Origin of the sequence: Clostridium disporicum, from assembly GCF_001405015.1 — a bacterium.
Classification (GTDB): Bacteria; Bacillota; Clostridia; order Clostridiales; family Clostridiaceae; genus Clostridium; species Clostridium disporicum_B.
Genome location: NZ_CYZX01000009.1, coordinates 32992 through 49151 on the forward strand (window position 1 = coordinate 32992; position 16160 = coordinate 49151).

Here is a 16160-nt window from a genome sequence, read left to right on the forward strand (position 1 = left end):
ACTTATGTGGATTCCACTTTTCCTTATTATATTATTTATTCCAAGAAAAATAAAATGAAATAAACATAAAATTATACTCAATAAAATATATTAAAGGAGAGATAATATCTTGAAAATTTTAACTAAAGATAGTAATTCTATTATTGATAATCCTAGAATTGCTAAATTATTAATCGTTTTATTTCTATCATCACTTTTTTTAATTCCTTTTGACGATTTACCATACATAACATTTTTAGGAGGTCTAGGTAAAAGAGCTGCATTTTATCCATTCTTTGCTATAATTCCAATAATTGCATATATTAGTCTGATAAAGCGTAGAATCTATATATCATTAACACTAGAAAAATATATTTTAATAATATTTTATATATGGATTTGCATTAGCACAGTTGTTAATTTTAATAATATTATGTCTAGCTCATATAAGGGTACTTCTGGAATATCTAAGTCACTAATTCAAATAATAACTCTTACTTTTGTTATAACTAGTAGTTATTGTATAGAATTAATTATAAGTACAAAAAAAGTTTCTCTATATACAATTAGAAAATTTATTTCTCTATCATTAATTCCAGTAACATTTGTATCCTTATTAGAAATATTTAATATGATAAATCTATATGATTTATCACACATATTAGAAATAATCACTTATACAATAAATACAGCTCTAAGAGGCTTCGTTTATGGTGGCAGGAGTAGGGGTGTTTCTGCCGAAGCATCTTATCTTGGTATGTATTGTGCATTTATATTTCCTTGGATCATAAGCTATTTATATACTGAAAAAACTAAATTTAAAAAAGTATTTTTTTCATTTATCTCATTATTAATTTTACTAATAGTTATTGCTACTAAATCTAGAACAGCTACTATATTGATATTATTTGAATTAGTTTCATTATTCGGACTTGTTTTATTATTCTATTCAAATATACGCATTAAATTCATTACAACATTAATAATAATATTATTTTCTTTATGCTTATTTACTTTTCCAAAACTACTTGGAAGTATAAAAACTTCATTAAGCAATAGGGATAATCCAATAATAACAGAGAACTCACAAAATATTGCATCCTCTGAATATGATGTTGGATCTATTGTTTCATCGGTAACTGACTCTAACAACTTATCTAATATAGCAAGATCTACAATGCAAAATGCTGCATTTAAAATAGGTATTGATAATCCTATATTCGGTGTTGGATTAGGTCAATTTGCTTTTAACTTTTCGCCATATATTCAAGAGGACTCTCTTCGTTCAAATGAAGTTAAAATTTGGTTAGATAATAGCATTAGTACTTGGCCCCCTGTCCATTCTTTATACCATAGATTATTTGCTGAGTCTGGATTGGTTGGATTATTACTCTATGTAAGTTTCGTTTTTATAGTTTGTTTAAAATTATTAATAAAACTAATAAAATCAAAAAAAGATATATTAGGAATGTTGTTGTTAATAAGCTATTCTAGTATAGTTATCGGCTCTTTAACTGTAGATACACTATTAATTGGACAATTTTGGATAATGACACCTATATTAATTCTTTATACTAGCGACAAACTTATGATTAAATAAAAAATAGTAAGGATAAAATCCTTACCATTTTTTATTTACTAAATCACTAAGTATATATATTAATTTTCTTATAAATAACCCAATACTATTAAAATTATTATATAATACTATACCATACTTATTAACATTTAAATAATCCCTTACATATACCCTTCTACTCTCTCCCAAAATATGAAACCTATTCAATTTATCAATTGATTTATTTATAGTTTCTCCATGCATATGATATATATCTATACAATTCAAAGTAGCTATTAAATATCCTTTTTCTTTCATCTTTTTACCTATAATATTTTCTTCATAGTATAGAAAAGTTTTTTCATCAAATCCACTTATATCTTTAAATACATCTTTTTTAACTATGAAAAAGCATCCTTTTATTATATCAACTATAGAATATTCTCCATTATAATGTGATTCATCATATGACAGATTTTTATTTATAATTTTGTCTATTAAAGGTATGCACTGTAATAAGCATTCCTTATATGTTGGCAGGCGCCATGCACCATCACTCGCGAACCTGTTATTCTCAACAATTCTACCCGATAATAACGAAATACGATCATTTCTTTCAAACAATCCTAAAAGATCATCTATATCAGACTCTTTAAAATTAATATCTGGATTAGATATACCTATATATTTAATTTCATCAAATTTCTCTAAATATTTTATACCTATATTATTTCCAGATCCATACCCTGCATTTTCTTGTGACTCTATTAACTCTATTCTATTATCTATTACACTCTTGATTTTCTCAACTGATTCATTACTAGAATTATTATCTACAATTACTATTTTATCAATATTCTTATAACTTTTAATATTATTTATAAAGTTTATTGTTGTCTCATAGTCATTATAGTTTAAAACTACTAATCCTAATCCCATTAGTATCTCACACCAGCCTTCACTTATAAATAACAAGAGATAGTTGCTTAAATTAGCTTTACTATCTCTTTTATTATTTTATTTATACATTTTTTCATAATATTTTTGATAATCTCCAGATGTAACATTTTCCATCCACTCTTGATTATCTAAGTACCATTTAATAGTCTTCTTTATTCCTACTTCAAATGTTGTTTCTGGATACCATCCAAGCTCATCTTTTATTTTTGTGGGATCTATTCCATATCTCCTATCATGGCCTTTTCTATCTTCCACATACTTAATTAAGCTATCTGTAATATCTTTATCTACATTCTGATTTAAATATTCAATTACAGTCTTAACTATTGTTATGTTAGTCCTTTCATTATGTCCACCAACGTTATAAACTTCACCATCTCTACCATTGTTTATAACCATATCAATAGCCTTAGCATGATCTTCAACAAATAACCAATCTCTTATATTCATACCATCACCGTATACTGGTAAATCTTTATGTTGCAAACAATTATTTATTAATAATGGTATAAGTTTTTCTGGGAATTGGAATGGTCCATAGTTATTTGAACATCTTGTAATATTCATTGGCATCTTGTATGTATCATGATATGCCTTAACCATTAAGTCTGAACCAGCCTTGCTTGATGAATATGGACTATGAGGATCAAGTGGGGTTGTTTCCATAAAGTATCCTGTTTCTTCAAGTGAACCATATACTTCATCAGTTGATACATGTAAGAATTTAACCCCCTCTTTCCATGTTCCATCTACATTTTCCCATGCATTCTTTGCACAATTTAGCATATTTACTGTTCCCATAACATTTGTCTTAGCAAATACTTCTGGTTCTCTTATACTTCTATCAACGTGTGATTCGGCAGCAAAGTTAACTACATAATCTATTTCATATCTTTCAAATAATGACGTCACTAATTCTTTATCACATATATCCCCTTGAACAAATATATGTCTTTCATCATTTTCAATTGATTTAAGATTTTCTAAATTTCCTGCATAAGTTAGTTTGTCTAAATTAACTATTTTTATATCTTTATATTTTTTTAACATATATAAAACAAAGTTTGAACCTATAAATCCAGCTCCACCAGTTACTAAATAAGTCTTCATTTTTAAATCTCCTTTAGCGATAAATTCTAATTTTCTATATTATCTATAAATGATTTTAAAGCTTCTTTCCATTCTCTCATCTCATCACCTATAGTGCATCTAAGCATCATATTGTCAAGTGATGAATACTCAGGTCTCTTTGCGAGAGTTTTATATTCCTCTGATGTACATGGATTTACAATACATTCTCTTCCTGATAACTTCATTATCTCCGTTGCAAAATCATACCAAGTACACTCACCTTTACCTGTACAATGATATATACCATATTCTTCTGTTTCTATAAGTTTTAATATGTGATACGCTAAATCATTTGCATTTGTCGGGTTTCCTTTTTGATCATTTACAACATTTAAAGATTTTTTTTCTTTTCCTAATCTCATCATAGTATAAACAAAATTATGTCCAACATACCCATATAGCCATGCGGTTCTTACTATATAATATTTTGAGCATAGCTCCCTAACATATTCTTCTCCTAAAAGCTTAGTTTTTCCATAAACACTATATGGTGAAGTTAAATCAAATTCAGTTAATGCTTTATCTCCAATTCCGCTAAATACATAATCAGTAGAAACTTGCACTAGTTTAGCTCCTATTTCTTCTGCAACCATAGCTAAATTTCTAGCACCTATCGCATTAATTCTAAATGCTAAATCTTGATTTGTTTCGCATCCATCAACATTTGTTGCTGCTGCACAATTAATAACTACATCCGGCTTAATTTCCAATAAAACTGTTCTTACTTGTTGTAAGCTAGTTATATCTAATCTATCTACATCTAAAGCAAATACTTCAGACGTTTTTATTTCATTTGATATTTCTCCAATTTCTGCTCTTCCAGTTGATATAATTTTCTGAAGTTCATTTCCTAATTGTCCATTTGATCCTGTAATTAATATCTTCATATTTACCTACCCCTCATACACAAAAGGTAAATCTAATTCTTTAAATCTCTTTTGTTTTTTATCTTTTTCTGATAATAATATCTCTTCTAATCCATCTATCGGCCATTCTATTTTTATATCTTCATCATTCCATAAAAGTCCACCATCATGTTCTGGTGAATAAAAATCTGTACATTTATAATTAAATGTAGCAATTTCAGATAATACTACAAAACCATGAGCAAAACCTTCAGGAACATAAAATTGTCTCTTATTTTCAGCGCTTAGGTAAATACCTTCCCACTCACCGTATGTAGGTGATCCTTTTCTTAAATCAACAGCTACATCCCATACTTCACCTTCAGTACATCTAACTAGTTTTCCTTGAGTATGCTCAGTTTGGAAATGTAATCCTCTTAATACACCTTTTTTTGATCTTGATTCATTATCTTGAACGAAAGTCATAGTTAATCCTGCTTCATCAAAGTGCTTTTTATTATAACTTTCCATAAAATATCCTCTAGAATCTCCAAAAGATTTAGGTTCTATAATATATAAATCAGGTATCTTTGTTTCTATAAATTTAAAATTTCCTACTTCTCTCATATTTTACTCCTCAATAATTGTCATTAAATACTTTCCATAACCTGTTTTCATTAATGGTTTCGCTAGCTCTATAACCTGATCTCTAGATATCCAGCCTTTTCTATAAGCTATTTCTTCTAAGCATGCGATATACATTCCCTGTGTAGTTTGAACAGCTTCGACAAAATTTGATGCTTTTAGCATAGATTCATGAGTTCCTGTATCAAGCCATGCCATTCCTCTACCTAATAAATTTACTGTTAATGTTCCTTCTTCCATATAAACTTTATTTAGATCTGTTATTTCAAGTTCTCCTCTTGGAGATGGTCTTAAGGCCTTAGCTTTTTCAACAACTGAATTATCATAGAAATAAAGTCCTGGTACAGCATATTTAGACTTAGGATGCTCTGGTTTCTCTTCTAAAGATGTAACCTTACCTTCTTCATCAAAACCTACAACTCCAAAAGCTCTTGGATCTTGAACGTAATATCCAAACACTTGAGCCCCTTTTTCTAATGCTGCAGCTTCTTTTAAAGACGCACTAAAACTTTGCCCATAGAATATATTATCTCCTAGAATCATCGCTACACTATCATCACCTATAAATTCTTCACCAATTATAAATGCTTCTGCTAAACCATTTGGTGCTTCTTGAATAGCATATTCTATATTTAATCCAAATTCAGAACCATCTTTAAATAATTCTTTAAAATTAACAATATCTCTTGGTGTTGATATTATTAATATATCCTTTATTCCAGCTAACATTAGTACTGACATCGGATAATATATCATTGGTTTATCATATATAGGTACCATTTGCTTCGACATTGCTTTTGTTACAGGATAAAGTCTTGTTCCTGATCCCCCTGCTAATACTATACCTTTCATTTTAACAAACTCCTTTTAATTTTATTATATAATCTTTAACTTGCATCTTTATCACCAAACAACACAAAAAAAGTTCTAAATATCAATTTTATATCTACCCATAAACTTCTTTCTTTTATATATTTAATATCCATTTTCATCCACTCTTCGAACGGTATATTATTCCTTCCAGAAACCTGCCAATAGCATGTTAATCCTGGCTTAACAGTTAATCGCTCTTTCATCCATGGTTTAAATTGAGCAACTTCTTTTGGTAAACTTGGTCTAGGCCCTACTAAACTCATCTCACCCTTAATTACATTTATCAATTGTGGTAGTTCATCAATACTAGTTTTTCTTATAAATTTTCCTACCCTCGTAATTCTAGGATCATTTTTCATTTTAAACATTGGTCCTGACATTTCATTTTTATCTTCAAGTGAATCTTTTAATTCTTCTGCATTTATTACCATAGATCTAAATTTGTACATTCCAAATTCATTTCCATCTTTACCAACTCTCTGTTGCTTAAAAAGTATTGGACCTTTTGAATCTATCTTTATTAATATAGCTACTATTAATAAAATAGGACTTAACACTATTAGTCCTATTACAGCTGCTATTATATCGATAACTCTTTTAAAAAACAAATATAGCCATTGATAACTTACTCCTCGCTTCATTGAATTAATCATACTTATCTTCCTCTTCACGCATTTTTATGTATTATCTAAACTTTCCAGTATAATATTTAAAATAGAATTTAATCATACTTAGTAAATGAATTAAAGTCATTTTATTTATTTTTTTTGTACTTTCTTGCCTGTGTAAATGAATCATTTTAGCATTTGGTAAATAAATAACTTTTTTCTTAACAGCCCTTACTTTACAGCATAAATCAACATCTTCAAAATACATAAAGTATTCTTTACTAAATCCACCTAAATCCAAAAATAAATCCTTATATATCATCATACAAGCTCCCATTACCCATTCTACTTCAGTAATGTTATCATGATTCATATCTTTCATTAAATACTCTGAGGTTATTAGTTCTTTTTTGTTATTATCTATAAATTTTGAGAGTGGGGTTCTAGATTGTAAAAACTTTGAAAAAGATAATACTCTTCTACAAGAGTATTGTAATGACCCATCTTCATTTAAAAGTTTTCCTGATACAATACCTATTCTTTCATTTGATTTTAACATATTAATCATTTCATCTATAGCATTATCTAAAACTATTATATCTGGATTTAATATTAATATTATATTTCCATTACTCTCTTTTACACCTAGATTATTTGCATTACCAAATCCCGAATTCCTTTCATTTTTAATAACTTTGACTTTATTAACATTTTTATACTTAAATGTTAATTCTTCATAGCTTAAATTTGGTGAATTATTATCAATTACTATTATTTCGTACTTATTTAATATATTTTTCTCTAAAATAGATTCTATACACTTTATAGTAAGAGAATAGTTAATATAATTAACTATAATTATAGATATGTAATCATTATTCTTCATATTTTTTCTCCATTCTATAAGATTAACATATATATTTATACGATTATATCACTTTTAAAATAATATTTCTATGAAATATACTTATTAACTTTTTTTAATTTTGAGATTAGATATTACCATCGAATTTACCATACTTATCTTTCTTAAAATCTATATATCCGCGTATAATCATTTTAATTTTCTTATTCTTTTCTTCTTCTAATAATATTATTTTTATAATATCTTTCAAAAAAAACTTTTTATCTCTATATAACTCTTCAAAATTACAATCATCAAACTTATTCCATGTATAAAATCTATTTCTTGTAATATAATATCGCCTTATATAATTATGATTTGTATAATATATATTTTTCCCAAGAATCCTTTTCACTTTCATATTTCCTAAGTTATGTTGTAAAACTGCATTGTTTACTCTTACCAATTTATATCCGAGCTTAGAAATTCTAAAACAAAATTCATAATCTACCATATCTATAAATAATTTTTCTTCAAATAATCCTACTTTATTAAAAATATCTGCCTTTATTAAATTTCCAGATGTGATTTCAGCATTCAAAAACTCTACATTTTCATTTGCGTTCTGATTATTATAATTTTCTTCCTCATTTATTCCTAAATCAATATACTTAGGAAATAAACTAACAACTTTATCCTTATCAGGAATACTTTCGTAAGCTTGCAACATGGTATTTACCATATTATCAGTAGCAACGCTATCATTATCCATAGTTATTATCCATTTAAATTCTTCATTTATAGCTCTTTCTATTCCTTGATTTAAAGCTTTAGCTATCCCGAGATTTTCTTCATTAAATATTACATCAGTATATTTGTCCTTAATTAGTTTATTAAGAATATTAACCGTTTCTAAATTGGAGCCATTATCTACAATTATAACTTTACTAACTTGTTGTTTTATAGAATCATAACATTTATTAAATTTATTTCCTATGTTATATGTAACAATAATACAACAAACTAATTTATCATTCATATTTTATCCTTTCCTAGGAACTATTCTATTCTTAAATATGATTTTGAAAGTCTCTTAAATTATCCATGTATTTCTTATTAACAATAAATATCTCATCTTCTGTTTCTAATGCCATTATATCCTCTATTCCTATTAATATTATTTTCTTCTGATTATTAACTATCATATTAGATTTTGACTCTATAATCCTAACATTATTAGAAATTATGTTGTTATCTACATCCTTTTCTTTATACCTTTCAACAGCTTCCCAAGTTCCTATATCATCCCAACAAATATCAGATGGAATAACATATATATTTTTAGCTTTTTCTAATACTGCATAATCTATAGATATATTGTCAGTTTTTCTATAATTATTATTAATATATTCTCTAATCTTACTTTTCTCTATATATGATAAAGCACTTAATGCCTCATAAGTGTTAGGAATATACTTCTTGATTTCTTCAATTATATGTTTACTTTTCCATAGAAACATACCACTATTCCATAAATATACTCCTTCTTTTAGATATTCAGTTGCAAGTTGTTTATTAGGCTTCTCAACAAATTTATCAACCTTTAATATTTCGCTTTTATCATCATTTTGAAATTTAATATAACCGTAGCCTGTTTCTGCACGTGTCGGCTTAATTCCTAAAGTCACAATACTTTCATGATTATTCTCAATAAATTTATTGGCTTTAAGAATTATTTCTCTAAATTCTTCCTCTTTCTCTATTAAATGATCCGCTGGTAATACAAGTATAGAAGAATCATTATAATACCTTTCTATTATTATTGATGATACTGCTATACATGGTGCTGTATTTCTACCTTCTGGTTCAATAATGATATTTCTATCTGGTAAATTAGGTAATTGTTCTTTAATATAATCAGTATACTTATCTCCTGTGCAAACAAATATTCTTTCTATTGGGATTATTGGTATTATTCTATCAACCGTCATTTGTATCATTGTTCTTTCACCAACTAAATTTAAAAATTGTTTAGGTTTTTCTTCAGTTGATAAGGGCCAGAACCTAGTCCCTTTTCCTCCAGCCATAATTAAAGCACATAACATCTTACTACTCCTTGTTCATAAACATTTTTAAATTATTTAAATTTTATTTTTTTAATTCATTAAATACTTTAATAATATCACCTGCTGTTTTTTCCCAATTAAATTTTTCTAACTGTTTTTTAGATAAGACTATATATTCTTCTCTAATATCTCTTCTATTGATAGATATTCTCATAGCCTTTTCTATTCCCTCTACGTCTAATGCATTAAAATCAATAGCTGATTTACCATAAACTTCAGGTAACGATGAATTATCAGAAGTTAATACCAATGTTTCACAAGCCATAGCTTCAAGTATAGGTAATCCAAATCCCTCATATAACGTAGGGTAAATAAATGCTATCGCTTTATTGTATAATGTTGGCAAATCTTTATCTGCTACATATCCCACAAATTTAACATTATTATGAATCCCTAATTCTTCAACTTTTTCTTTTAATTTTTTTATATATTCTGATTCTTTTCCAACAATCACGTAATCACAGTTATTATCTTTTAATATATTCTTAAACGCTAATAAAGCTGTTTCTATATTTTTATGGCTATATCCAGCCCCCACTGATATAAAATACTCTTTATCTAAATTATATTTCTCTAATATATTTTCATCTATGTTTTTAGTATTAAATAACTCTTCGTCATATCCGTTATATATTCTTATAATTTTATTATTATCAATATTATAAAACTTAATAATATCATTCTTTGTATTTTCTGATATACATATAATTTTATCAGCCTTTTTTAACAAAAGTGGCATAATAAACTTATAATAATAATATTGATGCTTAGCAACATTAGGATAATATAAAGGAATAAAATCATGTATTGTTATTATTTGTTTTGCTCTTGTTAGCAAAGATAAATATTGAAACGGGTGGTATACTATATCATTTTTATTCACTTTAAATGGCATTAAAAATTGTGTCCATAGAAATCTATATAATCCACCTTTTTTCTTGTAACTTGTTTTAACCTTTTCAGTCGTTTTAATTACTTCTACTCCTTCTATCTCTATTGGACAAAACAACTTAAATTTAATATTTTTTTTCTTAAGTTCTAATACTATGTTTTTAATATATACCCCTAATCCTGTAGGTCTTTCATCTAACATAGTTCCATTAATATATAAGTTTTGCATATTAATACCATCCTATCTTACTACTCTTTTCATTAATCTACATTTAATTAAAAGTTCTTAGATAACATATAAACTTAATTGTGATAGTCATTGTAGGCTTTTATAATCTAATTTTTAAAAAAATTTGTTTATTATTTGATCATAACTTAAATCAAACAACTCCTTACATAACTTCATACTATCAAATAAATACTTCTTTTTCACTTTGCTTAAATTATTAAAACTCATTTTAGAAGATTGGTCCTCTTTATGATAAATATTTACCGAATTTATAAATTTCTTATATAATCCAACTTTTTTTGTGAGTAAAGTTAATATATTTTCCTCATAATATAGAAATGTATTTGGAAATAATCCTGAATAATAATTGAAATAATCCTTAGTTAGAAGCATACATGCTCCATGTAATACCAAATCTTGAGACTTTTTATTATTACTTATTTCACCTTTTTTATCTATATTTCCTCTTCTTAATAAATATTTCTTTATCATTATCTTCATTTTTTTAAAATATTCATTCTCATTTAACTTTATATATAAATCACCATTATAAAATCTATATTTTAAACTTTTATATATAGCAAATTCTTCCTCAATTCTTGCTTTGCTCACTTCAGCTGGAACCGGATTTTGCTCTACTCCATTTGCTGCTATAATTCTAGGTCCTATTACAGCAACCCCTTCTTCATAAGCATTCATTAACTCTGTAATTAGATTAGAATCATTAAAAATTGTATCATTATTTACTAGTAATACAAATTTACAATTCAATTTATTTACAGCATAATTTATACCAATATTATTTCCTTTCGCAAATCCCAAGTTCTTATCACTTTTTAATAAGTGTACTCTACTATTACAGTATTTAGCTTCTAAAACTGTCCATGAATCATTGTTAGATCCATTATCTACAATTACTACTTCTTTATCACAATACTTATCATTATTTAAACTTTCAACACATTCAATTGTATCTTTATAATTTAAATAATTCAATATTACTATTGCAACTTTTTCCATAGACTACACCTCTTATTTTTCTCTTTTTATTATATAAATTAAACTCTTATATTCCTTTGTAATAAATAGTGCTATAATATAAAAAATACAGCTCACTACAAATTTATATATAACTGATATTAAAATATTATTAATTTTTATATTTGTAATAGCTAACCCTAAAGCAACTATAAGTAAAACTATTATATCATTTCTAAAACTTAATATATATTTAAATAATGACTTATTAAAAACCTTCTTTATCAATATGAAGTAGCTTATTAAAAAGCTTAAAATATAGGATATTACTACTCCCATAGCAACATATTCTATTTTTCCCATGCATAATCCTGTGACGATTAACATAACATTTACAGCTGTAGTAATTAATCCTGTAACAAATAACTGCTTTGTAGCGTTAAGTGATTGAAATATTACCCCAGTACTCGAAGTAACCATTTGAGGCCATATAGATAAACTTAATATCTTAAATGCAATTATAGAATTACTCCATTGTTTCCCAAACATTATAAGTATTATTTCATTTGAAGCAAAAAAACAAAATACTGTAAAGAAAATTCCAACTAAAGATAATATTTTTACTATTTTCATATATGTTTCATATATATAATCTCTATCTGATTGATAATCTGATAAAATTGGATGTAAAACAGGAGTAATAACATGTGTTAAGTTTTGAACAGGATATAACATTAATTTATACGCTTTATCGTAATATCCTAACGGTACTTCTCCCAAAACTTTTCCTATTAACAAATTATCTGTATTTCTTGAAAAATAATTTATAAAATTAAATCCAAATTGATATGAAGAGAAATCTTTTATAACTTTTATACTATCAATAGAAAATGAATAATATATTTTCATGTTTGAATAATAAATATTAAAAATAAAAGTTAATACTGCAACTAATATAGAGTTAATAACCAATGCATAGTATTTTGCTCCACCTAATGCTATTACTATTGTAATAATGCCTCCAACAACTGTTATTATTACAGTTCTAATCCCTAATGACTTAAACTGCTTATTTTTTAGCAATAAAGCATTTGGTACTATATTTAATATATTGAAAAATATACCAATTGCTAAGATTCTTCCTAATGATATATAAACAGTGTTATTATAAAAAATTGATATAGGATAAGAAAACAATGCAAATCCAACAGCAATAACAATTCCAGTGAATATTGTAAAAATGAATATATCTGAAATTTGCTTTTTATTTAAATCCTTATTTTGTATAATTGCAGGACCTATCCCCATATCTGCAATAATTGTAAAGAAACTTATAAATACATTTATTACAGCTACTACCCCATAATCATCCGGAGTTAATAACCTTGCTAAAATTGAATTTATAATTAACTGAACAAATATATTAGAATATCTAGATATAAAGTTTATTACTGCAGCTTTTTTTATACTAATATCTGACATAAGCTCTCCTATCTCTACTTATTACTTATATTTAATATTTCTTTCCTACCTATTGAATAATAATCAATATTTTCTTTTTCTATCTCACTTAAGTCATAGCAATTTCTTCCGTCGAATATAACTGCATTATTCATTATTTCTGTATATTTGCTTATATTAAATGATTTTATTTCTTCCCACTCAGTAAATATAAATGCCATATCTGCATCAATTAATGCTTCTTCTATTGAGTTTGAATACTTTATTTCTGTTGGGAAAATTCTCTTAAAATTATCTATTCCTACTGGATCATATGCTACGATCTCTGCCCCTTCATTTATTAATCTTCTAATATTCGGTATAGATGGTGCTTCTCTTAAATCATCTGTACCTGGTTTAAAAGTCAAGCCTAGTACCGCTACCTTTTTCCCACGTAAATCTCCGAAAATATTCTTCGCCTTTCTAAAAAGCTTATATTTTTGATTTTCATTTACCTCTATTGTTGCTTTTATAGTTTTAATTTCATATCCATGATCATTAGCTAACCAATGCAAAGCCTTAGTATCTTTAGGAAAACAAGATCCCCCATATCCCAATCCTGCATTTAAAAACTTACTTCCAATTCTACTATCATAGCTCATTCCCTTAGCTACATCTTCTATATTCGCTCCAACTACTTCGCATACATTAGCCATTTCATTCATAAAAGAAATTTTTAAAGCTAAAAAATCATTTGAGGCATACTTTATCACTTCAGCACTTCTTCTATTTGTTACAACTATAGGTTGCCCAAATCTTTCATATACTTCTCTTAACATCATCTCTGCCTTTTTAGATTCAACTCCTATTACAATTCTTGATGCATTAAGAGTATCATAAACAGCAGTTCCTTGAGATAAAAATTCAGGATTTGATGCTACTTCTACATGTACATTATTAACTAAATTATATCTTAAGAAGTCTTCTACCTTATCATTAGTTCCTATTGGAACTGTTGATTTAATAACCACAAGACAATCATTTTCTAAGTTTTCTGCGATTTGTCTACAAACCTCAAATACATAATCCAAATTAGCTGATCCATCTTCTCTCTCTGGAGTTCCTACGCCTATAAATACTATATCAGCATTCTTATAACTTTCTTTGTAATCAGTAGTAAAATTCAATCTACCTTCTTTATAATTCTTATCCAATATTTGGTCTAAACCTGGTTCATATATTGGTGATATTCCTTGTTTCATAATTTGAACCTTTTTCTCGTCTATATCTACACATGTTACATTATGTCCAACTTCTGAAAGACATGCCCCTGTAACCAATCCTACATAACCTGTCCCTGCTACAACAATTTTCATAATAATCCCTTCCTATCTATAACCATTATATATTTATTATCTCTCTATATAAGTTGTATATTCTACAAGCATTTATTTCTGACGTAAAATTTTCTTCAGCAAACTTTTTACCTCTTTCTCCAATTTTTTTTCTTAGTATCGGATCATCTATTAAAACCTTAATTTTATTAGCTAAATCTATTTCATCGTTTTCTCTATAAAGCAGACCATTATATCCTTCTTTTATTAGTTCAACTGTAGCCCCAGTATCCGCCCCTATAACAGGATTCATATTCATCATCGCTTCTACTGTCACCCTTCCAAAAGCCTCTTTTTTTGAGCAGACTAATTCTAAATCCATATCTTCGCGAATCTTATCTAAAGAATTTAAAAAACCCAAAAATTTAACATTTTTCTCTAAATGTAATTTACTTACTAATTCTTTTAGCTTATTTTCATAATTATTTTCATCTTTCCCCGCTAAACTTAATGTTACATTATAATTATCTTTTACAAGTTCTTTTATAGCTAGTATAGCACACTCTTGTCCCTTACTTTCTTTTAAAGCACCAGCTAATAGAATATTAATAGATTCTTCCTTTTTCTTTTCTCTCTTTTCAATAACATTTTTCACATTAACGCCATTATATATAACTTCCATCTTCCCATTTGTGAAAATACTCTCATATTTATTATAAATTGACTCAGATATTGCAATAACTTTAGCTGAATTTCTACAAATAAACTTCAATGATTTATCTCTATCATACAGAAACCTTAAATTATGATCTTCTTCTCCAAATTCTCTTATATGCCAGACGTGCTTTACTCCAGTTAATCTACTTATTAACCCACCAATATTTATTACTGATGAATTAGTATGTATTATATCTATATTAGACTTCTTACAAATCTTAGCTAACTTTATAGCCTGAATATAGTTCCATATGTAATACAAACACTTCTTTATAGTATATATTGTCGTTCTATACTCTTCTCTATTTGGTACCATCCACCAATAATATTTTAACTTAAAATATTCTATATTTCTATTTATTAATTCATTTTCTAACTCATTTCTACCATCACTTGGAATTACTACTTTAATATTTATATCTTCTTTTTTACTAAATTCATCTATAATTCCTAAGAGAGATTTAGATGCCCCTCCTAAGCTATTTTCATGATTTATAAACATTATATTCATAATTTGCCCTCTATCTTAGTGATTTTTTAATTAATAAACTCATTATAGCATAATACTCAACATTAGTTTATTAACAATTCTTTAAATAAACTTTTTTCTATATATATTACTCTCATAATTTACTAATGTCAACAAAGTATCATTTCTGTAATTTAAGCGAATAATTATTAAAAAAGTTAATACCTTGTAATTTTTTCACCTCTTTTATAGCTCTGCCTTTTTTACTTTTTACATTTTCAATATTATTAAATTTATCATAAATAATCTATGTTTAGCTAATTGCGCTTCTACTACTCCTTCAACTAACTTTTAAAATAAATCTGTTTTTTATATTTATATTTAAAATTATAATAAAAAGGAAGTTTACGTTATAACTTCCTTTTCTGGTGATAGTTTTGATATATATTTTTTTATTTTCCCTATATTTTATCATACTATATAATTTTTATTAATCTTTTAAAGTCAAAATTCACTTATTATACTAATAAAAT

15 protein-coding genes are annotated in these 16160 nt (G+C 26.5%); 1 reads left to right on the plus strand and 14 read right to left on the minus strand.

Annotation, left to right across the window (positions count from 1 at the left end; genetic code table 11):
- Positions 1–109 precede the first annotated feature (109 nt).
- Positions 110–1579, plus strand: coding sequence for an O-antigen ligase family protein (locus ARA56_RS07415; protein ID WP_055265296.1), 1470 nt, complete (start codon positions 110–112; stop codon positions 1577–1579).
- A 21-nt stretch (positions 1580–1600) separates the two neighbouring features.
- Here the strand turns inward: ARA56_RS07415 and ARA56_RS07420 are convergent, their stop codons facing one another.
- The 14 genes from ARA56_RS07420 to ARA56_RS07485 form a co-directional block, all read right to left on the minus strand.
- Complete coding sequence (locus ARA56_RS07420; RefSeq protein ID WP_055265298.1) at positions 1601–2476, minus strand: glycosyltransferase; 876 nt, start codon at positions 2474–2476, stop codon at positions 1601–1603.
- Between the two features lie 78 nt (positions 2477–2554).
- On the minus strand, positions 2555–3607 hold the full coding sequence (gene rfbB / locus ARA56_RS07425; protein WP_055265300.1) for a dTDP-glucose 4,6-dehydratase: 1053 nt from the start codon (positions 3605–3607) through the stop codon (positions 2555–2557).
- 26 nt (positions 3608–3633) lie between these two features.
- On the minus strand, positions 3634–4515 hold the full coding sequence (gene rfbD / locus ARA56_RS07430; RefSeq protein ID WP_055265302.1) for a dTDP-4-dehydrorhamnose reductase: 882 nt from the start codon (positions 4513–4515) through the stop codon (positions 3634–3636).
- 6 nt (positions 4516–4521) lie between these two features.
- A complete protein-coding gene (gene rfbC / locus ARA56_RS07435; RefSeq protein ID WP_055265304.1) occupies positions 4522–5100 on the minus strand; it encodes a dTDP-4-dehydrorhamnose 3,5-epimerase in 579 nt (192 codons plus the stop codon).
- A 3-nt stretch (positions 5101–5103) separates the two neighbouring features.
- Complete coding sequence (gene rfbA / locus ARA56_RS07440; RefSeq protein WP_055265306.1) at positions 5104–5970, minus strand: glucose-1-phosphate thymidylyltransferase RfbA; 867 nt, start codon at positions 5968–5970, stop codon at positions 5104–5106.
- 35 nt (positions 5971–6005) lie between these two features.
- Entirely contained in the window at positions 6006–6644 is a 639-nt protein-coding gene (locus tag ARA56_RS07445; protein ID WP_055265308.1) for a sugar transferase, read from the minus strand.
- A 31-nt stretch (positions 6645–6675) separates the two neighbouring features.
- Positions 6676–7485 (minus strand): glycosyltransferase family 2 protein, encoded by an 810-nt coding sequence (locus ARA56_RS07450; protein WP_055265310.1) that lies wholly within the window; start codon positions 7483–7485, stop codon positions 6676–6678.
- Positions 7486–7591: 106 nt separating this feature from the next.
- On the minus strand, positions 7592–8482 hold the full coding sequence (locus ARA56_RS07455; protein WP_055265312.1) for a glycosyltransferase family 2 protein: 891 nt from the start codon (positions 8480–8482) through the stop codon (positions 7592–7594).
- 31 nt (positions 8483–8513) lie between these two features.
- A complete protein-coding gene (locus tag ARA56_RS07460) occupies positions 8514–9548 on the minus strand; it encodes a mannose-1-phosphate guanylyltransferase (RefSeq protein ID WP_055265314.1) in 1035 nt (344 codons plus the stop codon).
- A gap of 43 nt (positions 9549–9591) precedes the next feature.
- Positions 9592–10689 (minus strand): glycosyltransferase family 4 protein, encoded by a 1098-nt coding sequence (locus tag ARA56_RS07465; protein WP_055265316.1) that lies wholly within the window; start codon positions 10687–10689, stop codon positions 9592–9594.
- Positions 10690–10803: 114 nt separating this feature from the next.
- Positions 10804–11709: a glycosyltransferase gene (locus ARA56_RS07470; RefSeq protein ID WP_055265318.1), complete on the minus strand. Its 906-nt coding sequence runs from the start codon at positions 11707–11709 to the stop codon at positions 10804–10806.
- A gap of 12 nt (positions 11710–11721) precedes the next feature.
- The gene (locus tag ARA56_RS07475) at positions 11722–13149 is read right to left on the minus strand and encodes a lipopolysaccharide biosynthesis protein (RefSeq protein ID WP_055265320.1); all 1428 of its coding nucleotides are present in this window, start codon (positions 13147–13149) and stop codon (positions 11722–11724) included.
- 14 nt (positions 13150–13163) lie between these two features.
- Positions 13164–14483 (minus strand): UDP-glucose dehydrogenase family protein, encoded by a 1320-nt coding sequence (locus ARA56_RS07480; RefSeq protein WP_055265322.1) that lies wholly within the window; start codon positions 14481–14483, stop codon positions 13164–13166.
- Positions 14484–14508: 25 nt separating this feature from the next.
- Positions 14509–15669, minus strand: a complete 1161-nt coding sequence (locus ARA56_RS07485) for a glycosyltransferase family 4 protein (RefSeq protein ID WP_055265324.1) — start codon at positions 15667–15669, stop codon at positions 14509–14511.
- Positions 15670–16160: the final 491 nt, after the last annotated feature.